Origin of the sequence: Halomonas qinghailakensis, from assembly GCF_025820815.1 — a bacterium.
Taxonomy (GTDB): Bacteria; Pseudomonadota; Gammaproteobacteria; order Pseudomonadales; family Halomonadaceae; genus Vreelandella; species Vreelandella qaidamensis.
Genome location: NZ_CP096973.1, coordinates 2,624,983 through 2,644,848, shown reverse-complemented (window position 1 = coordinate 2,644,848; position 19,866 = coordinate 2,624,983). Strand labels below are relative to the sequence as shown.

The window sequence follows — 19,866 nt, the reverse complement described above, 5'->3', positions numbered from 1 at the left end:
GCTAGGTTTCCAACAAGCGAATGTGGTCACCTGCTGTAACACCCAGGCGGTCGGCTTCTTGCTGGCTAAGCACAATAGTGTTCTCCTGGGTGGGACCGCGTCCTATCCAACTAGCGCTGAAGTTAAGCATCTCAGTAGTGGCTGCCAGCCAGAGGCTCTCGCTTTCGTCAGGCGCGTTTTGAGAAACTTCTACTTGGCAAAGCTGCGAATTACGAATCGCTCGCACGTCGTCAATGTAGGCCTCCACTGTGGGTCCACCATCGAAAATATCGATATAGCCTTCCCAACGCAGACCTTCTTTCTTGAGCATTTCAAGGGCTGGTCGTGTATGGCGGTGCACTTGACCAATGCAGGCACGTGCCTCTTCCGACATAAACGTGGTGTAGATCGGGAACTTCGGCATCAACTCACCGATAAAGCTTTTCTGGCCTAGCCCGGTTAACCGATCGGCCTCATTAAAGTCCATGGGAAAAAAGTGTTTACCCAAGCTTTCCCAAAAGGGGCTGGTGTTATGTTCATCAAACACGCCGCGCATCTCTGCCAGCACTTTTTGCGGAAAACGGTCACGAAACTGCGCAATAAACAGCCAGCGGGCTTTGGAAAGAAGCGCGCCATTACGTAGGTGTTTATTCGCTTCGCCGCGATATTCAGGGCGTAAGAACAGCGAGCACACTTCGGCATCGCCGGTATGATCAGAGCTTAAAAACAGCGTATCGATCGTGCGGTGCAAATCTAACTGCACCGAGGAGTGCGCTAACGTACCAAGCCGGTAGTTGTAAAATGGCACTTCACGACCCACTTGGCCTTCAATGGCGCAGCAGCCTGCCAACTCACCACTCTGCTCATCTTCCAGTACAAAGAAGTAGAGTCGATCGTTAATCGGCGTGCGCTCTTCAAAGGCACGGGCAGCGGCTTCAATTTTTCCAGCCAAAAACTCACGGTTATCCGGCAGTGAGGTAAAACCAACGCCTGCCTGTTGCGCAAGCGCCTGGAGCCCATCTAAATCGTCACGGGCAATGGGTCGAATGCGCATTACATTTCTCCTTCATCAAGCGCATCTACCGCGCTTGGCAGGGTTAATGGCGCGGCCAGCACCGCGCGCCCCTCTTCAACACCTAAGCGTTTAGCGTGCTGTGGTGAAAGCATCAATTGCCCAGTAGGTGAAAGCGCATAACGCGCCACGATACAGCGGAAATCACCTAGCGTTTGATTGGCAATCATCGCGGGTTCTGCATCGGGCAGTGCGTGTTCAGGGCGTACCCTAACCGGATGCCAGGCAGCACGCCGGAAGGTTTCCAAGCGCTCGCGTTCGGCTTTTACAATCGGCCCTGCGTCAAAAATATCGACATGGCGAGAGCGTACAAAGCCTTCTGCCAACATTTCGGCTAGCGCATCTTCATGGGCGGGATGCTCGCGACCAATGGCAGCGCGCGCCTGCGGTGTTAGCAGCGGTAGATAAAGCGGAAATTGCGGCATCACTTCGGCAATAAAGCTTTTCGAGCGGACGCCAGCAATGTGATTCATCTCTTGAAAGCTGCGGGCAAAAAAGTGACGGCCAACGCTTTCCCAAAAAGGCGATTCGTTTTTGCTATCCAAGTAGCCCGGAAACGCTACCGCCAGAATGCGTGAAAAACGCTCGGGATATTGAGCAATGAACATCAGCCGCGCACGGCGTAACAGACTTTCTGCACTGGTGCCTTTATAGCGCGGGTTGAGCGATAACGCGCAGAGCAGCGTGGCGTCAGAGGCTTCGTGAGAAAGTGCTAAGGTTTGCACTTCCCGACGTACGTTCAACTGCTGAGAAGCATGAATCAGCGTTTCCTGACGATAAGTGTAATAGGCTTCTGCTGCACCGGCTTGGGCACGGATGGTCGCCGTGCCTAGCACTTCCTCGCGGTCATCATCCGCCAGCACAAACATATAATGTTCGTTGCCGGGAAACTCAATTTCACTATTAAAAGCTTCCTGGGAGCGCACAATGCGCTCCTCTAGCCGATCACGGTTGGCGGGCAGATTGGTGAGCCGTGGCACCGCGTGCTCTGCCAACTGCTCCAGGGCTGGAAGATCAGCCATTGTTACCGGTCGAATTACCAGCATCCTTAACGCCCCCTCTTGTGTGGCTTCTTGCCTACTCATGCGCTGGCAACTAGCCGCTCAATCGCACGCTCTAGGCGCGCCATGCCCTCAGCAATATCGTCTTCTGGAATAACTAAAGATGGCGCCATGCGTAGCACGTTGGGACCAGCAATCAATGCCATCACGCCCTCTTCGATAGCCAACGGCAGAATGTCTTTAGCACGGCCTTCAAAAGCATCCGACATTTGTGCGCCCATCAGCATCCCCATGCCGCGGATTTCTTTAAACACGCCATGTTTGCGGTTAATAGTTTCTAAATGCTCACGGAACAGGTCGTGACGATGCTTAACGCCGTTAAGTACTTCAGGGGTATCAATGAATTCCACGGCCGCTAGCGCAACCGCCGATGCCAACGCATTGCCCCCATAGGTAGAACCATGGGTACCAATCGCTAAAGATTTCGCAATCGCATCCGTGGTTAAGGTGGCACCAATCGGGAAACCACCACCCAGTGACTTGGCACTGGTGAGAATATCCGGGGTGATACCGAAATTTTTGTAGGCGTAAAGCTCGCCGCTGCGGCCAACGCCGGTTTGTACTTCATCAAAAATTAGCAGCGCGTTGTGCTCATCACACAGATCACGTAGCCCCTGAAGAAACTCTTGGGTCGCGGGAACAATGCCACCTTCGCCCTGCATCGGCTCAACCATAATGGCGCAGGTATCGTCGCCCACTAGCTTGCGTACGCTTTCCAGGTCATTGAAGTTGGCGTGCAGAATGCCACCAGGCACTGGGCCAAAGCCTTGAGAGTACTTGGGTTGGCCACCCACACTCACAGTAAAGAAAGTGCGGCCATGGAAAGACTGATAAAACGAGATAATTTTATCTTTGTGCTCGCCATGGTGGTTGACCGCCCAACGGCGGGCTAGCTTCAGCGCCGCTTCGTTGGCTTCGCCGCCAGAGGAGCACAGGAACACTTTATCGGCGAACGTGCGCTCAGTAAGCGTTTTGGCAAGTGCCAGCGCCGGCTCATTGGTAAATACATTCGACAAATGCCAAAGCTTTTCGCCCTGCTCTTTAAGCGCATTTACCAGCACCGGGTGGCAATGGCCTAGTGAGTTGACCGCAATACCACCGGCGAAATCGATGTATTCACGTCCCTGTTGATCCCACAAGCGGCTGCCTTCACCACGTACCGGGATAATTTGCTGTGGTGCGTAGTTAGGCGTCATGTAGTGATCGAAATCCTGACGGCTTGGGGTGTAGTTCATGGGACAATACCTCCGGTGAAATAAAGGATAGAGTTAGTATACGGGGGGCGACAGACGCCGTGCTTTCAGTATTGGGACGGTAAATTATGAAAAGCTGCGCTTATCCAAGCCGCTCTTCACGTGGCGTAATGCCAAAATGATTGCGATAGGCGGTAGAAAAATGCGCGCCAGAGGAGAATCCAGTCATTAGCGCGATATCACCGACCGGCCGGTCGCTCTCTCTTAATTGTTTACGCGCATCCTGCAGGCGCAAATCCAGGTAATAACGGCTGGGCACTGCTTGCAAATACTTCTTAAATAAGCGCTCTAATTGACGCCGAGAGATACCCAAATGCTCGGCCAGCTCTAGCGTAGAAAGCGGCTCTTCAATATTGGCCTCCATCAATGTAACGGCATCTACTAGGCTTTGCGGCGCATGACCAAGGCGATTACGTAGTGGTACATGTTGGCGCTCATCGGCTAAGCGGATGCGATCACAGACGAACTGCTCAGAAACCTGCTCGGCAAGGCGCTGGCCGTGATGCTTGCCAATCAGCGTTAGCATCATATCCATTGCAGCAGTGCCACCGGCACAGGTTATCCGGTCACGGTCAATTTCAAATAGCTGCTGAGAAAGCGTGACCTGGGGGTACGCCTGCGCAAACGCATCGAAACGTTGCCAGGGCAATGTAGCGCGGTAACCTTCCAACAACCCACAGCGGGCAAGCACTTCCGTGCCACCCGCAAGGCCGCCGATAGCAACACCTCTGCCCTGATGGCTGCGCAACCATTCATTTAGCTTGGCAGGCAATGCATAGGGTAGCGGTGTAGGAGCACATACCAACAGCATATCAAGCGGCCCAAGCGGCGCGCCTAAGACATGTTGAGCGAGTAAGGAAAGCTGCGCGCCGCTGCGTACAGGTTCATCGGTTAAGCTTAACGTAACGGTTTGGTAAAGCATCTGCCCGCTTAGCTGATTGGCCATATGCAGCGGTTCGATAGCGCTCGCATGGGCCAGCAGCGAAAAACCAGGCAGCAGCACAAAGGCCACCCGCCTGCGTTCACCAGCGGATGACATCAACGTACTTGAGGACATAACACGTTGCTTTGCTGCATAGAAATCGCCGCCAACTCAGATAAATAGCCAAGAAAAAAGCCATCTTACCCAATTGCGCAAGTGAAGGCAGCGCTATGGCTCTTAAAACAAAAATAGCGGGCATAAATACAAAATTGCCGAGCGTAATGCTCGGCAATAGGGGGATACTACAAAAGGCGATACTATGTCGTCTTCGTTAACCGCCGCTGTTGCCAAGCCCCAGCATGACAATGCCTGCAACGATAATCCCCATCACGATAATAATTAAAGGGAGCATTTTATGCAGTCCGTTAGGAGACTTTTTTGCTTCCGGCTGCCGTTGTGGCTGTGACGTTTCAAAGTCCTCGGGCAGACGTTCGTTCATGACGTGCTCTTTCTCTTCTTCCCGGGTTTTGCTTTCCTTGGTATCCATACAACACCTCTCGCTTTCCGGTTAGATGATCAAAACGCGGCGATTAACCCTCCTCGACACGCTTCGCGCTATAGTGTAACGACATCAAAGTGAACATCAGGGTTCACATCTGCGTCGTAATCTACATCATCACGCTCGAAGCCAAACAGCTTCAAGAATTCATGCTTATAACCAGCATAGTCGGTAATTTCGAACAGGTTCTCTGTAGTGACGGCAGGCCATAGGTCTTGGCAGGCTTTTTGTACATCGTCACGTAGTTCCCAATCATCAAGACGTAGGCGACCTTTATCATCGGTGGCCATCGCATCACCTTGACCAGTGTAGAGGTAATCACCAAACAAGCGGTTTAGTTGATCAATCGTACCTTCGTGTAGGCCCTGTTCTTTCATGATGCGATAGACCATGGCGATATACAGCGGCATCACAGGAATCGCGGCACTCGCCTGAGTAACCACCGACTTAAGCACGGCGACGTTGGCACCACCACCGGACTCTTTCAGTTTGGCATCAATCGCTGCGGCGGCGCGATCAAGGTCTTCCTTGGCTTTACCCAACGCACCGTGCCAGTAAATCGGCCAGGTGATTTCGGTGCCGATATAGCTAAACGCCACACTACGTGCACCTTTGGCTAGCACACCCGCGTCGTCTAGGGCGCTCATCCACAGCTCCCAGTCTTCGCCGCCCATCACGGTGATGGTGTCGTCGATCTCTTGCTGAGTAGCAGGCTCGACTTCTGCTTCGATGATGGCGTCTTTATTGGTGTCGATCGCGGTTGCGCGATAGGTTTCACCAATTGGCTTCAGGCTCGAGCGCTTCACTTCACCCGTATCTGGCAGCTTACGCACTGGCGAAGCCAGGGAGTACACCACCAGATCAACTTCCCCCATGTCCTGCTTGATCAATTCAATGGCTTTTTCACGTGCTTCGTTAGAAAACGCATCGCCGTTGATTGATTTGCTATACAGACCTTCTTGCTTGGCGAACTTGTCGAACGCGGCGCTGTTGTACCAGCCAGCAGTACCGGTCTTTTTCTCACTGCTAGGCTTTTCAAAGAAGACACCTAGGGTATCAGCGCCATAACCAAAGGCAGCCGTAATACGAGCTGCTAAGCCGTAGCCGCTGGAAGCACCAATCACCAGCACCTTTTTTGGACCTTGGCTTTTATCTAAACCACGCGCGCGGGTCGCTTCAATCTGTTCTAAAACGTTTTGCTCGCAGCCTTTAGGATGAGTGGTGGTGCAGATAAAGCCACGCACTTTTGGTTTAATGATCACGTTGGACCCCTTTATCAGATTGATGTCGCTATCAGCATGGCAATGCCATTACCGTGTGGGGTGTATTCTAGCGGTCTAGACGCGCCCTGTCCGCTCTTGAGCTTCTCCGCCATTCACGGCAGGATAGCGACCTGACCACTCCTTTGCCGACGAGACCCTGATGAACGCACAGCAGCTAGTCGATGAACGCGGCGATTTATGGCTTGCTCTCGCCCCGCTGTGGTTGGACCGCGAGCCGAGCGAGCGTGATTACGCCCATATGATTGAGATGATTGAACAGCATGACATGTCGCTGAAGGAATTAGAGTGGATGTTCCGCTTGGAGCTTGCTCCCGTGATGATGAGACACCAGCTATCAATTGCCAGTGAATGGCGAAAGTTCGATGACTATCAACTGATGAAGCAGCTGGTAAGCCACAACCTGCGCCTAAAAGGCTGGCGGCGCAAAAGCTGGGCGCTTTTTTCAGGATTAACCACAATGATGGTGCGTCATCGCTGGGTAGAATTAATGCAGCGACTGATGGTTACCCGCGGCGAGATATAACAGTGCGCGTCGTTTTTTTACCCGTTACTCTTTATCAAGAGCGGCTTCCAACGCCAGCCGAAGTGATGCCCCATGGTCGTTAGGGGCAAACCTTGCGATCACCCTGCCATCGCGCCCCACCAGAAACTTTGTGAAATTCCACTTGATCGCCTTAGTACCTAATACGCCCGGTGCCTCCTGTTTAAGCACAACAAACAGCGGATGGGCGTTTGGACCGTTCACTGATACTTTTTCCATTAGTGGAAAGCTGACTCCAAACTGTTGCTCGCCAAAAAGACAGAAAGCCTCTGCACTCTCTGGCGACTGCTTACCAAACTGGTTACAGGGGAAGCCAAGCACCGTAAACCCACGATCTCGATAGCGCTGATATAAACCCTCTAGCTCTTTTAGCTGCGGGGTAAAGCCACACTTACTAGCCACATTAACCACCAACAATACTTGCCCGCGCAGCGCCCGCAAGTTGAACGGCTTGCCTTGATGGGTGTAACAATCCTGCTCATAAATCATCGCAAGGCCCCCCTAAATGACTTCACCAACATAGGCTTTACCATGCCACGGCGATGGCGGTTACACCAGTACGGTTTATCAACTAATCGGGCCTGCAACAACCCGCAGCGCCAGCGCAATAAGCAGCACACCAGTGATTCGATTGATCCAGTGGGCATGACGCTGAAGCCAAGGCAGTACGCGAGAGTGGGAAAGCCCCACCGCCACCAAAACATACCACCCCCCGTCAATAATAATTGCAGTTGCGACGATGATAGCCTTGGCCAGCAGACTCATGTCAGGCGTTACAAACTGACTTAATAGCGCCACAAAAAAGATGATCAACTTGGGATTACCTAGCGCCACTAGCACTGCTTCTTTAGCCGCTTGGCGTGGTGTCGTCACTGCTGCCTCGGGTGACAGCGCTCCACCTCTGCCTGCCCGTAGTGCCTTTATTCCAAGCCAGGCCAAATAGGCTGCGCCGCACCATGTCACTAGCTGAAATAACGCTGGGTGGCGCACAATAAGTGCACCCAAGCCCCATACGGTGAGCAACGCATAAAACCCGACACCCAGCGCATGAAAAACTGCAGCCGTCATACCGGGCAAGCGGCCCCCGCCTAACGTATGGCGCAACACTAGCGCTAGACTAGGTCCTGGGGACATCGCTCCCATGGCACAAATAGCAGCCAGCGATAGCCAGAGTGACAGCGGCATTTTTCTCTCCTTGAAATCAGCAAGATAGGCTGACTAATTATACGCCAGCTAAGCGGGTTCTAAGCGAATAAATCCGCCTCCTTAAATAACGCTGTTAGCATGGTACGCTGTTGGGTAAAATTTTCCCCTTTTTGAAAACGATGACGCCTGCCCTGCAGGCGGTTCATGGCTAATGAAGGACTTCAATATGGGTAGGGCGTTTCAAAACCGTAAGGAATCCATGGCCAAAACGGCCGCTGCGAAAACCAAGGTTTACAGCAAATACGGGCGTGAAATTTACGTTTGTGCCAAAGCAGGCGGCACAGATCCAAACGGTAACCTTGCGCTGCGCGGTTTAATGGAGCGGGCTAAAAAAGACCAAGTACCCTCTCACGTTATCGATAAAGCCTTAGATAAGGCCAGTGGCGCAGGTGGCGAAGACTTTTCTCCAGCGCGCTATGAAGGCTTTGGGCCAGGCAACGTGATGGTGATTGTCGATTGTTTGACCGACAACCCCAATCGCACCTTTGGTGATGTGCGCGGCTGCTTTACCAAAACCAAAAGCAAAATTGGCACCCCCGGCAGCGTCAGCCACATGTTTGATCACTGCGCAATTTTTTCGTTTGCAGGCAGCGATGAAGAAGCCGTGCTTGAAGCACTCATGGAAGCCGATGTCGACGTTACCGATATCGAGCAGGAAGACGGTCGTATCACGGTGTTTGCGCCGCACACCGATTACGCTAAAGCCAAACAAGCGCTGCTAGATGCTTTTGGTGAGGTTGATTTCGAGGTTGACGAGATCCAGTTCTTGCCACAGACCCCAACGCCCATCGAAGGCGATGACGTGGCGATGTTTGAGAAACTGCTGGGTATGCTTGAAGAGCTCGACGATGTGCAAAATGTTTTCCATAGCGCCGAACTACCGGAACAAACTGCTTAAATCATTGCACACTTAAAGAGTCACAAGGGACAAAAATCCATCCTTCGGCCGCTGGCATGTCTGCTGGCGGCCAAGCAACTGTCTCTTTAGCGTGCTCCAAGCTCCAGGCAAGGAGTGCACAGTGCCAAGCATCCTGGATATCCTGCTGCTTTGGCGTTGGCTGGTGCAACATGGAAGCAAACTCAGACGGCATTGTTACCTGATGACGTAGTGCAGCAAATGCCGCTGAGCGCTTGGCGGGCGTTGGGTAGCCTTCTACTACACTTAACGCACCCTCAGCACTTTGCCACTGCCCGCAAGCGGCAATATGCGGCGCAAAGCGCGCCAGCAGATGCATACCTTTAGTGGCCTGGCTGCCAATCATATCTTTGATGGGTGACAGCGGCGTGACACCTCGCTGAAACAGCCAGCGTTCAGTTTCGCGATATAGATACGGATTATCTTGAGAGCGGCCTAGCGCCTCAACAGCGTCACCTTTTGCCAGTGCCAACAGCGCCGTTGGTAGCGCAAGCGGCGTGTCTATTGCCATCACCACTCGTTCATTGCCACTTGCTGCGTATTGACACAGCCCCAATAGGCTATTTATCAAGTCACGGCTAGTTAGCGATTCGTTGAGCGCGGCTCGCAGATTGCCTCTCCACGGTGTCCCCACTAAGCGGAGTGTTTCATCTAACACCACCAACGCATCGCGGCTGGTGGGATTATTATCGCAATTCCAGCCGCCCACATCCCAGCCAATATAAAGCGACTCAGATACACTCATTAGCTGGCGGCACCCCGTGTATCCAAGGCCGCATCAGGCGGCAACAACGCTGGGGTAACGCCCGCCGCGCTTAGCACCTGTTTACCGCGCACGGTTAAATCGGTGATAAACAAAAACTGTTGCCGAGGATCCACCGGGTAGGCACGAATACGGTAATGGGTTCCCCAAGGTTTCTCCTCCGCTACGACAATAATCGGCTTATCAAACTTCAGGTAAGCACTGGTTAACGCGACGTCTCGTAGCGCCTTGCGCACCCAGCCAGCTTCATGCTCCGGATGAAGATAAAAGCTTGCCACGCACTGAAGACTGGTGCCGCCATTGTTGGCGTTATAAATGGCTGAATCCCAAAGTTTAAGATGAGGCACCGCAACCAGATCATCGTCAGGCGTAAGGATTTCTACGGTGCGCATTCCAACATGCTTTACTTCGCCGTAAGTTCCCTCGATATTGACCCAATCCCCAGGCCGATAGGGCAATTCAACGGCAGATACTACTCCTGCAATTAGGCTGCTGACATAGTCTTTCAGGGCAAAGCCAATCGCCAGGCCAATGGCCCCCAGTAGCGTTACCATATTGCGCAAGGAAGGCTCAATGACAATAGGTACAGCAATCGCCAGCGCGGTAATTAAAATCAGTAGGCGGGTTAGCGGCACTAGCGCAAATACTCGGAATCGCAGCTGTCCATGAAGCCGATTAGCCAACCAGTTGAGCCCCCGCTGACTAGCAATGATCAGTATCACTGTGCTGACTAGAATGACGCCTAATGTGATCAACATTTGACTATCAAATTCATTAAACAGTTTGGCGTACTGCTCTTGATCGTCCATGTCAGCTCCTAAAGCGGGTCCACTAAGTAGTTACGCGATTCCAGCAGTTGCCTTACGCTGGCGTAGCTTAAGGGAGCCACTTGCCAACGCCCTTGATGACAACTAAGAATTTCTTGGCGAGCCAGCGCCAATCGAGCGCCCAGCGCTTCATGATGTGAAAATGGCAGAACATGGCCTAACGCCTGATCCTCTAGCCCTCCATGAATTAACAAAGCATGTAGTAACAATGTTGCCACATCTCCTGTATCAGTAGGCAACTCTGCTTCTGCTAACGCGTCTAACAACCAAAGCTCTTCTTGAGACTGCTCTTCTTGAAACTGCTCTTCTTGAGACTGCTCGACAGAGCGCTCGGTATTGCAGCTTTCAACCGGCTTTCGCAAGCGCTCTCGCCAGTAGTGCCAGGCAATACCCAAATGCCCCCGGCAGTGGGCCGCCAGACGTTGCAACTCTTTATAGGAGCGCTCACGCTCATCGTCATCTTCACTCGTGTTGGCAAGAATAGGCCGCCCCGTACGGGAGCTATATACCGTTGGGAAGACACCACCATCATTCGCCAACTGAGTAAAATAGTGTGACAGCTGCTCACCTTCTAGCGCCTGCAAGGTAACCACGGGGACGCCCTCCAAACCCACCGCATGCTGCAGGTAAGCATACGTCCAGCTATCACAACCTATTACGCCTTGCCCTAGGCGGCCACTTAAGGCCCGCTCTAACAGTTCGCGCACACCTTGCAAGCCAAGACTATGACGTAAAAAATGCCTCTCTAGGGTAGGAATTGCCCAACGACGCTGATGACCACAACGCTCCACCCACTCAAGACACCCGTCAACAAGCTCTGCAAAGGTTGGCGTGGACAGGCAACTGACATCCTGCTGCTGCGCCCAATGGCTAACGACTGCACCGTGGCCACCATAAGGGGGAGAAATAAACAGTACGACCGGTGCATCAGCATATTCACCCATGGCTTGGCTGAGGGCATTAGCTGCTGGCACCCAATCAATAGCAGGTACCCAATGTGAAAGCGCGACTTCAGGCAACTTACGCAGCTCGCTCTCTTCCTTTGCCTGGCGTTCCGAGGCCTCTTTACCAATTATCCACGTGGTTGCTGCTCGCCAGCTACGCCGCCACTGGCTGGCTTGGGTCTGCTCTGGTGTTTGAAACGACTCAAGTGCCACGACTTGCCATGGCGATAAAGCAGACTTCAATAAGCGCTGCGTCATATGCCGCCTCGAACATAAATAAGTAGATTAAGGTTAGCATGCCTCATAGTGAGGTTGAGGAAATAGTGAGGTTGAGGAAATAGTGTGATTGAGGAAATAGTGTCATTGAGGGGTTAGCCGAACTTATCGGCTAATATAAAGTCGTTAGTCAGTAACTACCCCATATGAGAGCAAAGCGCAGGAGGCGATAATGAGCGTAGTTAACGTCACAATGGCAGAACTGCATGAGAAGCTTTCAAAATGCATTGCGGGCGAACGGGTGCTTATTGACCACGAGGGAAATCGATTTAGCGCCCGTATTCAGCACGTTGGCTTAATGGGACTAAAAGTCATCCCGGAAACCCAGATTAAGAACAGCACAGGCGACCCTGGCGATATCGATGGTGTGACAGTGCCTTATGACGACATTTGGGAACTTGAAGTCAAAGGCGTGGTGTATAGCCGTCAAAACGACGACGTTTGAAAAGTCGTTTTGCTAAATTAACCTGCCAACGCGGAGGCAACACGTTCCAGCACCAGCGTCTCGCGATGAATAGATAATCCCATGCTGGCAGGCTGACGTGCGATAACACTACGGTTGTGTTTGAGCGCTTCTTCCAGCGGTATCCATTTCGCTGACATACCGTTCGCTTATTCGTTATCTCCCAGGCTTGCCTGACCTAACGTGCTATGAATAAGATGGGCGATATGCTGCATGTATGTCACCGGCAAATAAAAGCGGCCATTCTACGTAAATGGCCGCTTTAATTCACTTGCCTAGAAGCAACGTCATGCGCTCTCCCAGTGAGACTAGAAGGTTAGGCAGATTTTGCCGAAGTGTTTGCCTGACTCCTGATGACGAAACGCATCGGCAATCTCATGTAGCGCAAACTCTCGGTCGATAATCGGCTTGAGACCGAGAGTATCAATGGCGCGAGTCATATCAATTTGGTCACGGCGACTACCTACAATCAAGCCTTTCAGCGTGGCCTGCTTAGCCATCAGCTTAATGGTTGGTATATCCCCCTGACGGCCGGTAAGTATGCCAATTAAAGCAATGTGACCGCCAATTTTGACCGCATCAATGGATTGCGGCAACGTGCCGGGGCCGCCGACTTCCACAATATGATCAACCCCTTCGCCAGCGGTCAATTCACTAACGGCTTTACCCCACTCTGGCGTCGTTTTGTAATTAATCACATGATCAGCGCCCAGCGCCTTGAGGCGTTCCAGCTTCTCATCGGAAGATGACGTCGCAATTACCTGAGCGCCCATCATCTTGGCAAACTGCAGCGCAAAAATGGAAACGCCGCCAGTACCCAATACCAGTACGGTATCACCTGCTTTAATGCCACCATCTACCACCAGCGCGCGCCAAGCGGTTAAACCAGCGGTGGTTAGCGTTGCCGCTTCCGCATGGCTGTAACCTTTCGGCTGATGGGTGAACGAATTAGCAGATGCCACCACCTGCTCGCGGGCATAGCCGTCAATGCCATCCCCTGGGGTGGTACGGAAATCAGCGATTCGCGCAGGCCCTTCGAGCCAACCTGGGAAAAACGTCGATACCACCGCATCACCCACAGCGAACTCGCTAACACCTTCGCCAACCGCTTCAACCACGCCAGCACCGTCCGACATGGGAATACGGCCATCCTCAGTAGGAATCATGCCCGCCACCACGGCGTAGTCGTGGAAGTTAAGCGAGCTGGCATGTAGACGTACTTTAATTTCACCGGGGCCTGGCTCGCCCGGCGCCGCTAGGTCAACCACGTCCAGTTTATCTAAACCGCCGGGCTGTTGAAGCTGAATGGCTTGCATCGCTACCTCCTGTTGAAAGTGCTTAGCTAGAATCGCTCAATAAGCGACTGGTCTATTAAGAGCTGGGGGCAGTGTGGTCAGTATCAAGGCCAAGATCAAGATCGTGCCCTAAAAAGCCCCCTGACTGACGCTGCCATAAGCTGGCATAAATGCCGTTATGGGCTAACAGTTCTTGGTGCGTACCACTCTCTACCATGCGCCCTTCATCCACTACAATTAACCGGTCAAGCATCGCAATGGTAGAGAGTCGATGGGCAATGGCAATCACCGTTTTGCCTTCCATCAGCGAATCGAGTTGCTCTTGAATCGCGGCTTCCACTTCGGAATCCAACGCTGAGGTAGCCTCGTCCAACACCAGAATGGGGGCGTTTTTAAGCAGTACGCGGGCAATAGCAATACGCTGGCGCTGACCACCGGATAGTTTCACACCACGCTCGCCGACATGGGCGTCTAAACCGCGCCGCCCTTTAGGGTCGACCAACTCGTTGATAAAGGTATCTGCATGGGCGCGGCACACTGCTTGCCACACATCATCATCGCTGGCATGAGGACTACCGTAGCGAATATTATCTCTCAGCGAACGATGCAGTAGCGAGGTATCCTGGGTCACCATACCAATCTGATGGCGCAATGAGGTTTGGGTAACCTCAGCAATATCCTGCCCATCAATCAAGATACGCCCGCCCTGTAAGTCATAAAAGCGCAGCAACAGGTTTGCCAGCGTCGATTTTCCCGCGCCAGAACGGCCAATCAGGCCAATTTTCTCGCCAGGTTTAATCGTCAGGCTCAGCCCGTCAAACACATTTTTACTTTCACCTTCAGCTTGGGCGTACTGAAAGCGCAGCGCATCAAACACAATTTCGCCCTTGGGCACCGCAAGCGCGTTAGCATTTGGTGCATCTTTGATCGTGGGCTCCTGGGCGATGGTATTCATACCATCTTGCACGGTACCGATGTTTTCAAACAGTCCGGCCACTTCCCATAAAATCCAATCTGACATAAAGCGGATACGCATTACCAGAGCAATCGCAATGGCCAACACACCCAGGGAAATGGCGTCCAAATACCAGGCGCTGATCGCCATGCCTGCCGTTCCCACCAGCAGCAGCGTGTTGAGCAGCGTTAGGCAAACACTCATGATGGTGACTAGCCGCATTTGCCGATGCACAGTCCCCATGAAACCTTGCATCGCATCCTTGGCGTAGCTCTGCTCACGCTCGGTATCAGCAAACAGCTTAATCGTTTGGATATTGCTGTAACTATCAACCACGCGCCCTGTCATCTGGGCACGGGCATCGGCCTGAGCCATTGAAACGTCGCGCAGGCGCGGCACAAAAAAGCGCATAATGCTTAAATAACCGACCAACCAAAGTCCTAGCGGCAGCAGTAGCCACGGGTCAGCACGGCCTAGTAAAATTGCCGCCCCGGTAAAGTACACGATGGCGTAAACCATTAGATCCATCACTTTGGTGACGGTCTCACGAATGGCCAACGCTGTTTGCATGACTTTTTGCGACACCCGCCCTGCAAACTCATCCTGATAAAACGCTAGGCTTTGGCTAAGCATATGGCGGTGAGAAAGCCAGCGGCCGATCATCGGGTAGTTACCGAAGATACTTTGGTGAGTCACCAGTGACTGCGCCAGCACCAGTAGCGGCAGGCCGATAATTACCAACACGCCCACACCTGCCAGCCAAAGCCCATGATCCGACCAGAAATTAGCGCGTTCTACGTTACCCAGCCAGTCGACCAAGTCGCCCATATAACTAAAAAACACCACTTCCGCCGCAGAGACCAGGGCAGTCGCTAGCGACATCAGTAACAGCCACGGCCAAACGGGGCGCGAAAAATGCCAAATAAACGGCAGCAGACCTTTCGGAGGCGTGGCAACCTCGCCTTCGGGATAGGGGTTCACCCGCGTTTCAAAGTAACGGAATAGCGGCGCTAGTAAACGTGACAGCATGGAAGGTCCTTTCGTTACCTTGGTGGACAGACGTAGTTAAGAAGATTGATGACGCAATAGCCAACGAGCCCAAAAAGGGGCCACAATCATCAGTGTGACCATACGCAGTAGGTGGTGAAAGGCTACAAACACTGGGTCGATATTAAGCGCGACAGCAAGAATAGCCATTTCACCGATGCCGCCGGGAGCTAGCGCTAATAGAGCAACGTCACGGCGCACGCCCAGCAGCTGGTGGATCAGTTCAGCAAACAGCGCTAATACCACCAGAGCAAGCAGCGTCGCCACCCCCGACTGCCATAAATAGCGCCCGAGCAAGCGCCGTGTTATGCCCTGAAAACGCGAGCCAATCGCGCTGCCTAGCACCCACAACATGAGGTTCATTCCCCAACTAGGCAACGTAAGGCTTGCAAGCCCAAACCCAGACAACAAGGCCGCCATAATAAGCGGCGCAAGTAGCGCCGCACTTGGAATGCGCAGCCACTGGCCCATGGGTAATAAGAAAGGAATAGTGAGCAGCATCCAACCGTGCTCAAGGGTGGCCTGTGCCGGCCCAATGTCACCTGCACCGCCTTCAAATGCCCAAAACAGAGGAGGAAGAAACAGAATGACGAGGATAATACGAAGCGACTGGGCAATGGCGATACGTTGCGGGTCACCGCCACATTTATCACCGAGCATGATCATTGCCGTCATTGCCCCTGGCGATGAACCAAACCAAGCACTGACCGGGTCGAAGCCACAGCGACGATACCACGCCGCGGCAACAGCGGTAGAGGCCACAACACCAGCCAGCAAGAGTGCCGCAGAGATTGGCCAGTCCAACACACGATGGGCAAGTTGAGGCGTCACCTGGCTGCCCAGCACTAATCCCATAACCGCTAAAAACACATTGCGCAGCGGTTCAGGTACGCTCACGTTGATGCCTTTCGCTGACATCAGCAGGTTGGCAATCAATGGGCCTAACATCCAGGCAAGCGGTAAGCCGGTGAGCTGAAAAATAACGCCACCTACTGCACCTACGGCAAGCGACGTTACCAGCCCCTTTGCACTGTCTGCGCTGACAAGGATGCCCTTCACGCTTCCCTCCACCCTAATCTCTAACGTTAAAACGCAATTGTTAACCTGCTAAGCGTAAACGTTAGCTTACCACCATAAAGGGCATTTAGGGCGTTAGTCGCAAGGTGCTGCTAGCCTCAATCTTCGTCTTCATCATCGCGCATTCGCGCCTGTCGATCGGCCTCTTCTTCAATAGCATCGTCAATCACTTCTAATAGCTCATCGACATTGGCAATGTGGCTATCAAGCTCGAAGTGGCCGGTCAGTTTGCTGTCGGGGTGCAGCTTGCCTGATTCATATAAAGCCCACATTTCTTTACCATAGTGGGTGGTGAGAAGCTCCGGCGCGAAACGACCAAAGTAGGCGCGCATATTATCAACATCGCGCTCTAACATTGCTTCTGCACTATTATTGCCCGCTGCATCCACTGCCTGGGGCAAGTCGATAATCACTGGCCCTTCAGCATCTACCAACACATTGAATTCTGATAAATCACCATGAATCAGACCTGCACACAGCATCCGCACCACGTCTTGAATCACTTTGGCGTGATAGCGAAGCGCTTGCTCATGAGTGAGGGTCACTTCATCCAGGCGCGGCGCCACGTTCCCCTCGGCATCGCTAATCATTTCCATGAGCAGTACGCCATCAACAAACCCATGTGGCTCAGGCACACGTACATCGGCGGCGGCAAGACGATATAGCGCATCGACTTCCGCATTCAACCACGCCTGCTCCTGCTCTTTTTGGCCGTAGCGGGTCTTTTTAGCCATGGCGCGAGAACGACGACTATTGCGCTCCTTACGCCCTTCTTGATACTGCACGGCCTGTTTAAAGCTACGCTGTTTAGCTTCTTTAAAGACCTTGGCACAACGTACTTCTTCACCGCAGCGCACGACATACACCTGCGCCTCTTTACCACTCATTAACTGCACCAGCACCTCATCGATCATTCCATCATCGACCAGGGGCTGTAATCGCTTAGGGATTTTCATGGTTAGCTGCGTCGGCTCCTCTTTACTATCTGTGCACAATCATTAATCGATCAATAGCGAATACGGCGGACGCGGAATGCGCGCCCTTTAAGTTTGTCACGCTCAAGCTTGGCTTGGGCTTTTTGAACAGCGCCATGCTCCACTGCCACATAGGCACTGCGGGCTAGCACTTTAATTTTGCCTACCTGGTCGCCACGTAAGCCGCCCTCGCTGGTCAGTGCTCCCAAAATATCACCCGGGCGCAGCTTGTCTTTCTTACCGCCTGCCAACTGTAGCGTTGCCATAGGCGGCTCAAATGGCACTGAATTTTGGGGCTTCGGCAAAGGCTCGGTGGTAATCGGTTGTTCTAGCAAGCCTTCCAACCGCTCCAGCCGATAATGCTCTTTAGGCGTGACCAGCGTACAGGCAATGCCGCTAGCCCCTGCTCGCCCGGTTCGCCCTACCCGATGCACGTGAACATCAAGCTCACGGGCAATCTGATAATTAAACACCGCATCTAATTGAGCAATATCTAAACCACGTGCAGCAACATCCGTTGCTACTAGAATAGACGCACTTTGGTTAGCAAACAGAATTAGCCGTCGATCACGATCTTTCTGCTCTAAGTCGCCGTTGAGCGCCACGGCACTAAAGCCAGCATCTACCAGTTGCTCAGCCACCGCCTGAGTTTCGCGCTTAGTGTTGCAGAACACCACGCTGGTCGCTGGCCGATAAACCAGTAGCAGCTGTTGAAGGGCCGCAAAACGCGCCTCTTCATTGGCAACGTCATAGAAGTGTTGATCGATGGTAGTGGCATCATGAACCTCGGCCACTTTGACCATCACTGGCTCACGCATAATGCCGCGGGTCATAGCCGTCAGGCCACCTGACGCCTGATCGTCCGGGAATGTCGCACTAAACAGCAGCGTTTGGCGGTCGGCGGGCGTCTCATCAATGATCGCATCAATGGTGTCTTGAAAGCCCATATCGAGCATACGATCGGCTTCATCAAGTACCAAGGTGGTAAGCGACCCTAGTGTCAACGAGCCTTTGCGCAAATGCTCGTCGATTCGCCCAGGCGTCCCCACAACAATATGCGCACCGTGTTCTAGGGAGCCAAGCTGCGGCCCAAACGGCGCACCGCCGCATAGAGTTAGCACTTTAACGTTGGGCAACCCACGCGCCAATCGCCGTAACTCTTCGGCTACCTGGTCAGCAAGCTCTCGGGTGGGGCACAGCACAAGGCCCTGAACAGCAAACGCTTCTACGCGCAGTTCTGCCAGCAGTGCCAAACCAAAGGCAGCAGTTTTCCCCGATCCCGTTTTGGCCTGGGCCAACACATCTCGGCCCGCCAACATCGGTGGCAGGCTTTGCGCCTGCACTGGTGTCATGGCGTGATAGCCAAGGGAGTCTAAGTTGGTTAAAAGCGCAGGAGAGAGCGCAAGCGATGCAAAAGAAGTGTCAGACACAAAATTATCCTGAAGGGGCTATATTGCCCAGCAAACCTATAATGTGAAGCACCATACCAGAAAGCGCCAACCCATGCCTTGCTGCAAGGATAGCCAAACGTTAAACCATGGGTGATTGCTAGACTTTTAGCCAACAGGCCAGCGAGTAGGACAGCGTAATTAAGATAGAGTAGTGGAGACACAGCACTTAAGACACAGCACTTAAGACACAGCACTTAAGACAACGCAGTTGCTAACGCTGCAAAACGCCCCTGACATAATGTTGCTAAGTCGCTTGGGGAAAGCTCTATCTCCAACCCACGCCGCCCCGCGCTTACATAAAGTGTCGAAAACGCCTGCGCCGAGCTATCAATAAAAGTAGGCAGACGCTTTTTCTGGCCGAGAGGGCTAACACCGCCAAGCACATACCCCGTGGTCCGCTCCACGTCACCTGGCGCTGCCATTGCCGCTTTTTTCGCCCCTGCCGCTTTAGCAATTTGCTTTAACCCCAGTTGGCTGGTGACCGGTACAATACCAACGGCCAACTGCTTACCATCCAAGGTAACTACCAAAGTTTTAAATACTTGCTGAGCGGCAACACCCAGTTTTTCAGCTGCCTCCAGCCCGTAGGACTGCGCAGCAGTATCGTGTTGATACTCATGGAGCTGAAACGCAATGCCTGCGTGTTTTGCACTATTGATCGCCGGTGTCATGAAGTTCTCTTAAGTTAGCATTATCAACCTGCCTGAAAAGTAGACTTCTCCCTGCTACGCTAAATAGCGTGATTGATTTAAGGATGTCAACTGACAGGAGTCTTGATATGAAAGCAACTTCCAAAGCACAGCAGAAAGCCGCTGGGGCTGCGCTTTCTGCCAAGCGTGGTGAAACACAGCCCAGTGAACTTTATGATTCCTCCAAAGAGATGTATGACTCAATGAGTGAAGAGGAACTCGAAGAAATGGCCAGCACTCAGCGCAAGGGAAAACCGCAAAAGAAAGAAGATGATTGAAAAAGCTGTGTTCCACAACGGCAACAGCAAAGGTA

22 protein-coding genes are annotated in these 19,866 nt (G+C 52.8%); 4 read left to right on the top strand and 18 right to left on the bottom strand.

Annotated elements, in window-relative coordinates; all coding sequences use genetic code 11:
• Position 1: 1 nt before the first annotated feature.
• The 6 genes from astA to fabV all read right to left on the bottom strand — a co-directional run bounded on the left by astA (position 2) and on the right by fabV (position 6,108).
• Positions 2 to 1,033, bottom strand: coding sequence for an arginine N-succinyltransferase (gene astA / locus M0220_RS12265; protein WP_030073556.1), 1,032 nt, complete (start codon positions 1,031 to 1,033; stop codon positions 2 to 4).
• Positions 1,033 to 2,097 (bottom strand): arginine N-succinyltransferase, encoded by a 1,065-nt coding sequence (locus tag M0220_RS12260; RefSeq protein ID WP_030073558.1) that lies wholly within the window; start codon positions 2,095 to 2,097, stop codon positions 1,033 to 1,035. Before M0220_RS12260 ends, astA begins: the two co-directional genes overlap by 1 nt.
• 35 nt (positions 2,098 to 2,132) lie before the next feature.
• Positions 2,133 to 3,347 (bottom strand): aspartate aminotransferase family protein, encoded by a 1,215-nt coding sequence (locus M0220_RS12255; protein ID WP_264017771.1) that lies wholly within the window; start codon positions 3,345 to 3,347, stop codon positions 2,133 to 2,135.
• Positions 3,348 to 3,447: 100 nt separating this feature from the next.
• Positions 3,448 to 4,422, bottom strand: coding sequence for a GlxA family transcriptional regulator (locus M0220_RS12250; RefSeq protein ID WP_030073562.1), 975 nt, complete (start codon positions 4,420 to 4,422; stop codon positions 3,448 to 3,450).
• Positions 4,423 to 4,618: 196 nt separating this feature from the next.
• Positions 4,619 to 4,834: a hypothetical protein gene (locus M0220_RS12245; RefSeq protein WP_030073564.1), complete on the bottom strand. Its 216-nt coding sequence runs from the start codon at positions 4,832 to 4,834 to the stop codon at positions 4,619 to 4,621.
• 68 nt (positions 4,835 to 4,902) lie between these two features.
• Entirely contained in the window at positions 4,903 to 6,108 is a 1,206-nt protein-coding gene (gene fabV / locus M0220_RS12240; protein ID WP_030073566.1) for an enoyl-ACP reductase FabV, read from the bottom strand.
• A gap of 160 nt (positions 6,109 to 6,268) precedes the next feature.
• On the opposite strand from fabV, the gene M0220_RS12235 reads away from it, so the two are divergent.
• Positions 6,269 to 6,652, top strand: a complete 384-nt coding sequence (locus tag M0220_RS12235; protein ID WP_030073568.1) for a DUF7079 family protein — start codon at positions 6,269 to 6,271, stop codon at positions 6,650 to 6,652.
• A 24-nt stretch (positions 6,653 to 6,676) separates the two neighbouring features.
• Here M0220_RS12235 and M0220_RS12230 read toward each other — a convergent pair whose 3' ends face one another.
• Positions 6,677 to 7,159, bottom strand: coding sequence for a glutathione peroxidase (locus tag M0220_RS12230; protein ID WP_030073569.1), 483 nt, complete (start codon positions 7,157 to 7,159; stop codon positions 6,677 to 6,679).
• A gap of 78 nt (positions 7,160 to 7,237) precedes the next feature.
• Positions 7,238 to 7,855: a LysE family translocator gene (locus M0220_RS12225; protein ID WP_030073570.1), complete on the bottom strand. Its 618-nt coding sequence runs from the start codon at positions 7,853 to 7,855 to the stop codon at positions 7,238 to 7,240.
• Between the two features lie 187 nt (positions 7,856 to 8,042).
• Here M0220_RS12225 and M0220_RS12220 point away from each other — a divergent pair, with 187 nt between their 5' ends.
• Positions 8,043 to 8,774, top strand: coding sequence for a YebC/PmpR family DNA-binding transcriptional regulator (locus M0220_RS12220; protein WP_030073572.1), 732 nt, complete (start codon positions 8,043 to 8,045; stop codon positions 8,772 to 8,774).
• Position 8,775: 1 nt separating this feature from the next.
• Here M0220_RS12220 and M0220_RS12215 read toward each other — a convergent pair whose 3' ends face one another.
• The 3 genes from M0220_RS12215 to M0220_RS12205 are packed head-to-tail and all read right to left on the bottom strand — an operon-like array spanning position 8,776 to position 11,584.
• Positions 8,776 to 9,537, bottom strand: a complete 762-nt coding sequence (locus M0220_RS12215; protein WP_264017770.1) for a C15 family peptidase — start codon at positions 9,535 to 9,537, stop codon at positions 8,776 to 8,778.
• Positions 9,537 to 10,364 carry a mechanosensitive ion channel family protein gene (locus tag M0220_RS12210; RefSeq protein WP_030073577.1) on the bottom strand — a complete coding sequence of 276 codons (828 nt, stop codon included), beginning with the start codon at positions 10,362 to 10,364 and terminating at the stop codon, positions 9,537 to 9,539. The genes M0220_RS12215 and M0220_RS12210 overlap by 1 nt, the downstream gene beginning before the upstream one ends.
• A gap of 8 nt (positions 10,365 to 10,372) precedes the next feature.
• Positions 10,373 to 11,584, bottom strand: a complete 1,212-nt coding sequence (locus M0220_RS12205) for a hypothetical protein (protein ID WP_264017769.1) — start codon at positions 11,582 to 11,584, stop codon at positions 10,373 to 10,375.
• Positions 11,585 to 11,774: 190 nt separating this feature from the next.
• Here M0220_RS12205 and M0220_RS12200 point away from each other — a divergent pair, with 190 nt between their 5' ends.
• Entirely contained in the window at positions 11,775 to 12,047 is a 273-nt protein-coding gene (locus M0220_RS12200) for a hypothetical protein (protein ID WP_264017768.1), read from the top strand.
• Positions 12,048 to 12,064: 17 nt separating this feature from the next.
• On the opposite strand, the gene M0220_RS12195 is transcribed toward M0220_RS12200, so the two are convergent.
• From M0220_RS12195 to ybaK, 7 genes are all read right to left on the bottom strand, one after another.
• Positions 12,065 to 12,205, bottom strand: a complete 141-nt coding sequence (locus M0220_RS12195; RefSeq protein WP_198023730.1) for a hypothetical protein — start codon at positions 12,203 to 12,205, stop codon at positions 12,065 to 12,067.
• A gap of 168 nt (positions 12,206 to 12,373) precedes the next feature.
• Positions 12,374 to 13,381 (bottom strand): zinc-dependent alcohol dehydrogenase family protein, encoded by a 1,008-nt coding sequence (locus M0220_RS12190; RefSeq protein WP_030073583.1) that lies wholly within the window; start codon positions 13,379 to 13,381, stop codon positions 12,374 to 12,376.
• A 55-nt stretch (positions 13,382 to 13,436) separates the two neighbouring features.
• Positions 13,437 to 15,344, bottom strand: coding sequence for an ABC transporter ATP-binding protein (locus M0220_RS12185; protein WP_264017767.1), 1,908 nt, complete (start codon positions 15,342 to 15,344; stop codon positions 13,437 to 13,439).
• A 36-nt stretch (positions 15,345 to 15,380) separates the two neighbouring features.
• On the bottom strand, positions 15,381 to 16,421 hold the full coding sequence (locus M0220_RS12180; RefSeq protein WP_264017766.1) for an AbrB family transcriptional regulator: 1,041 nt from the start codon (positions 16,419 to 16,421) through the stop codon (positions 15,381 to 15,383).
• Between the two features lie 116 nt (positions 16,422 to 16,537).
• Positions 16,538 to 17,395: a PA4780 family RIO1-like protein kinase gene (locus tag M0220_RS12175; RefSeq protein ID WP_264017765.1), complete on the bottom strand. Its 858-nt coding sequence runs from the start codon at positions 17,393 to 17,395 to the stop codon at positions 16,538 to 16,540.
• 50 nt (positions 17,396 to 17,445) lie between these two features.
• The gene (dbpA, locus tag M0220_RS12170; RefSeq protein ID WP_264017764.1) at positions 17,446 to 18,843 is read right to left on the bottom strand and encodes an ATP-dependent RNA helicase DbpA; all 1,398 of its coding nucleotides are present in this window, start codon (positions 18,841 to 18,843) and stop codon (positions 17,446 to 17,448) included.
• A 215-nt stretch (positions 18,844 to 19,058) separates the two neighbouring features.
• On the bottom strand, positions 19,059 to 19,535 hold the full coding sequence (gene ybaK, locus M0220_RS12165) for a Cys-tRNA(Pro) deacylase (protein WP_264017763.1): 477 nt from the start codon (positions 19,533 to 19,535) through the stop codon (positions 19,059 to 19,061).
• Positions 19,536 to 19,642: 107 nt separating this feature from the next.
• Here ybaK and M0220_RS12160 point away from each other — a divergent pair, with 107 nt between their 5' ends.
• Positions 19,643 to 19,831, top strand: a complete 189-nt coding sequence (locus M0220_RS12160; RefSeq protein ID WP_030073597.1) for a DUF3008 family protein — start codon at positions 19,643 to 19,645, stop codon at positions 19,829 to 19,831.
• The last annotated feature ends 35 nt before the right edge of the window (positions 19,832 to 19,866 follow it).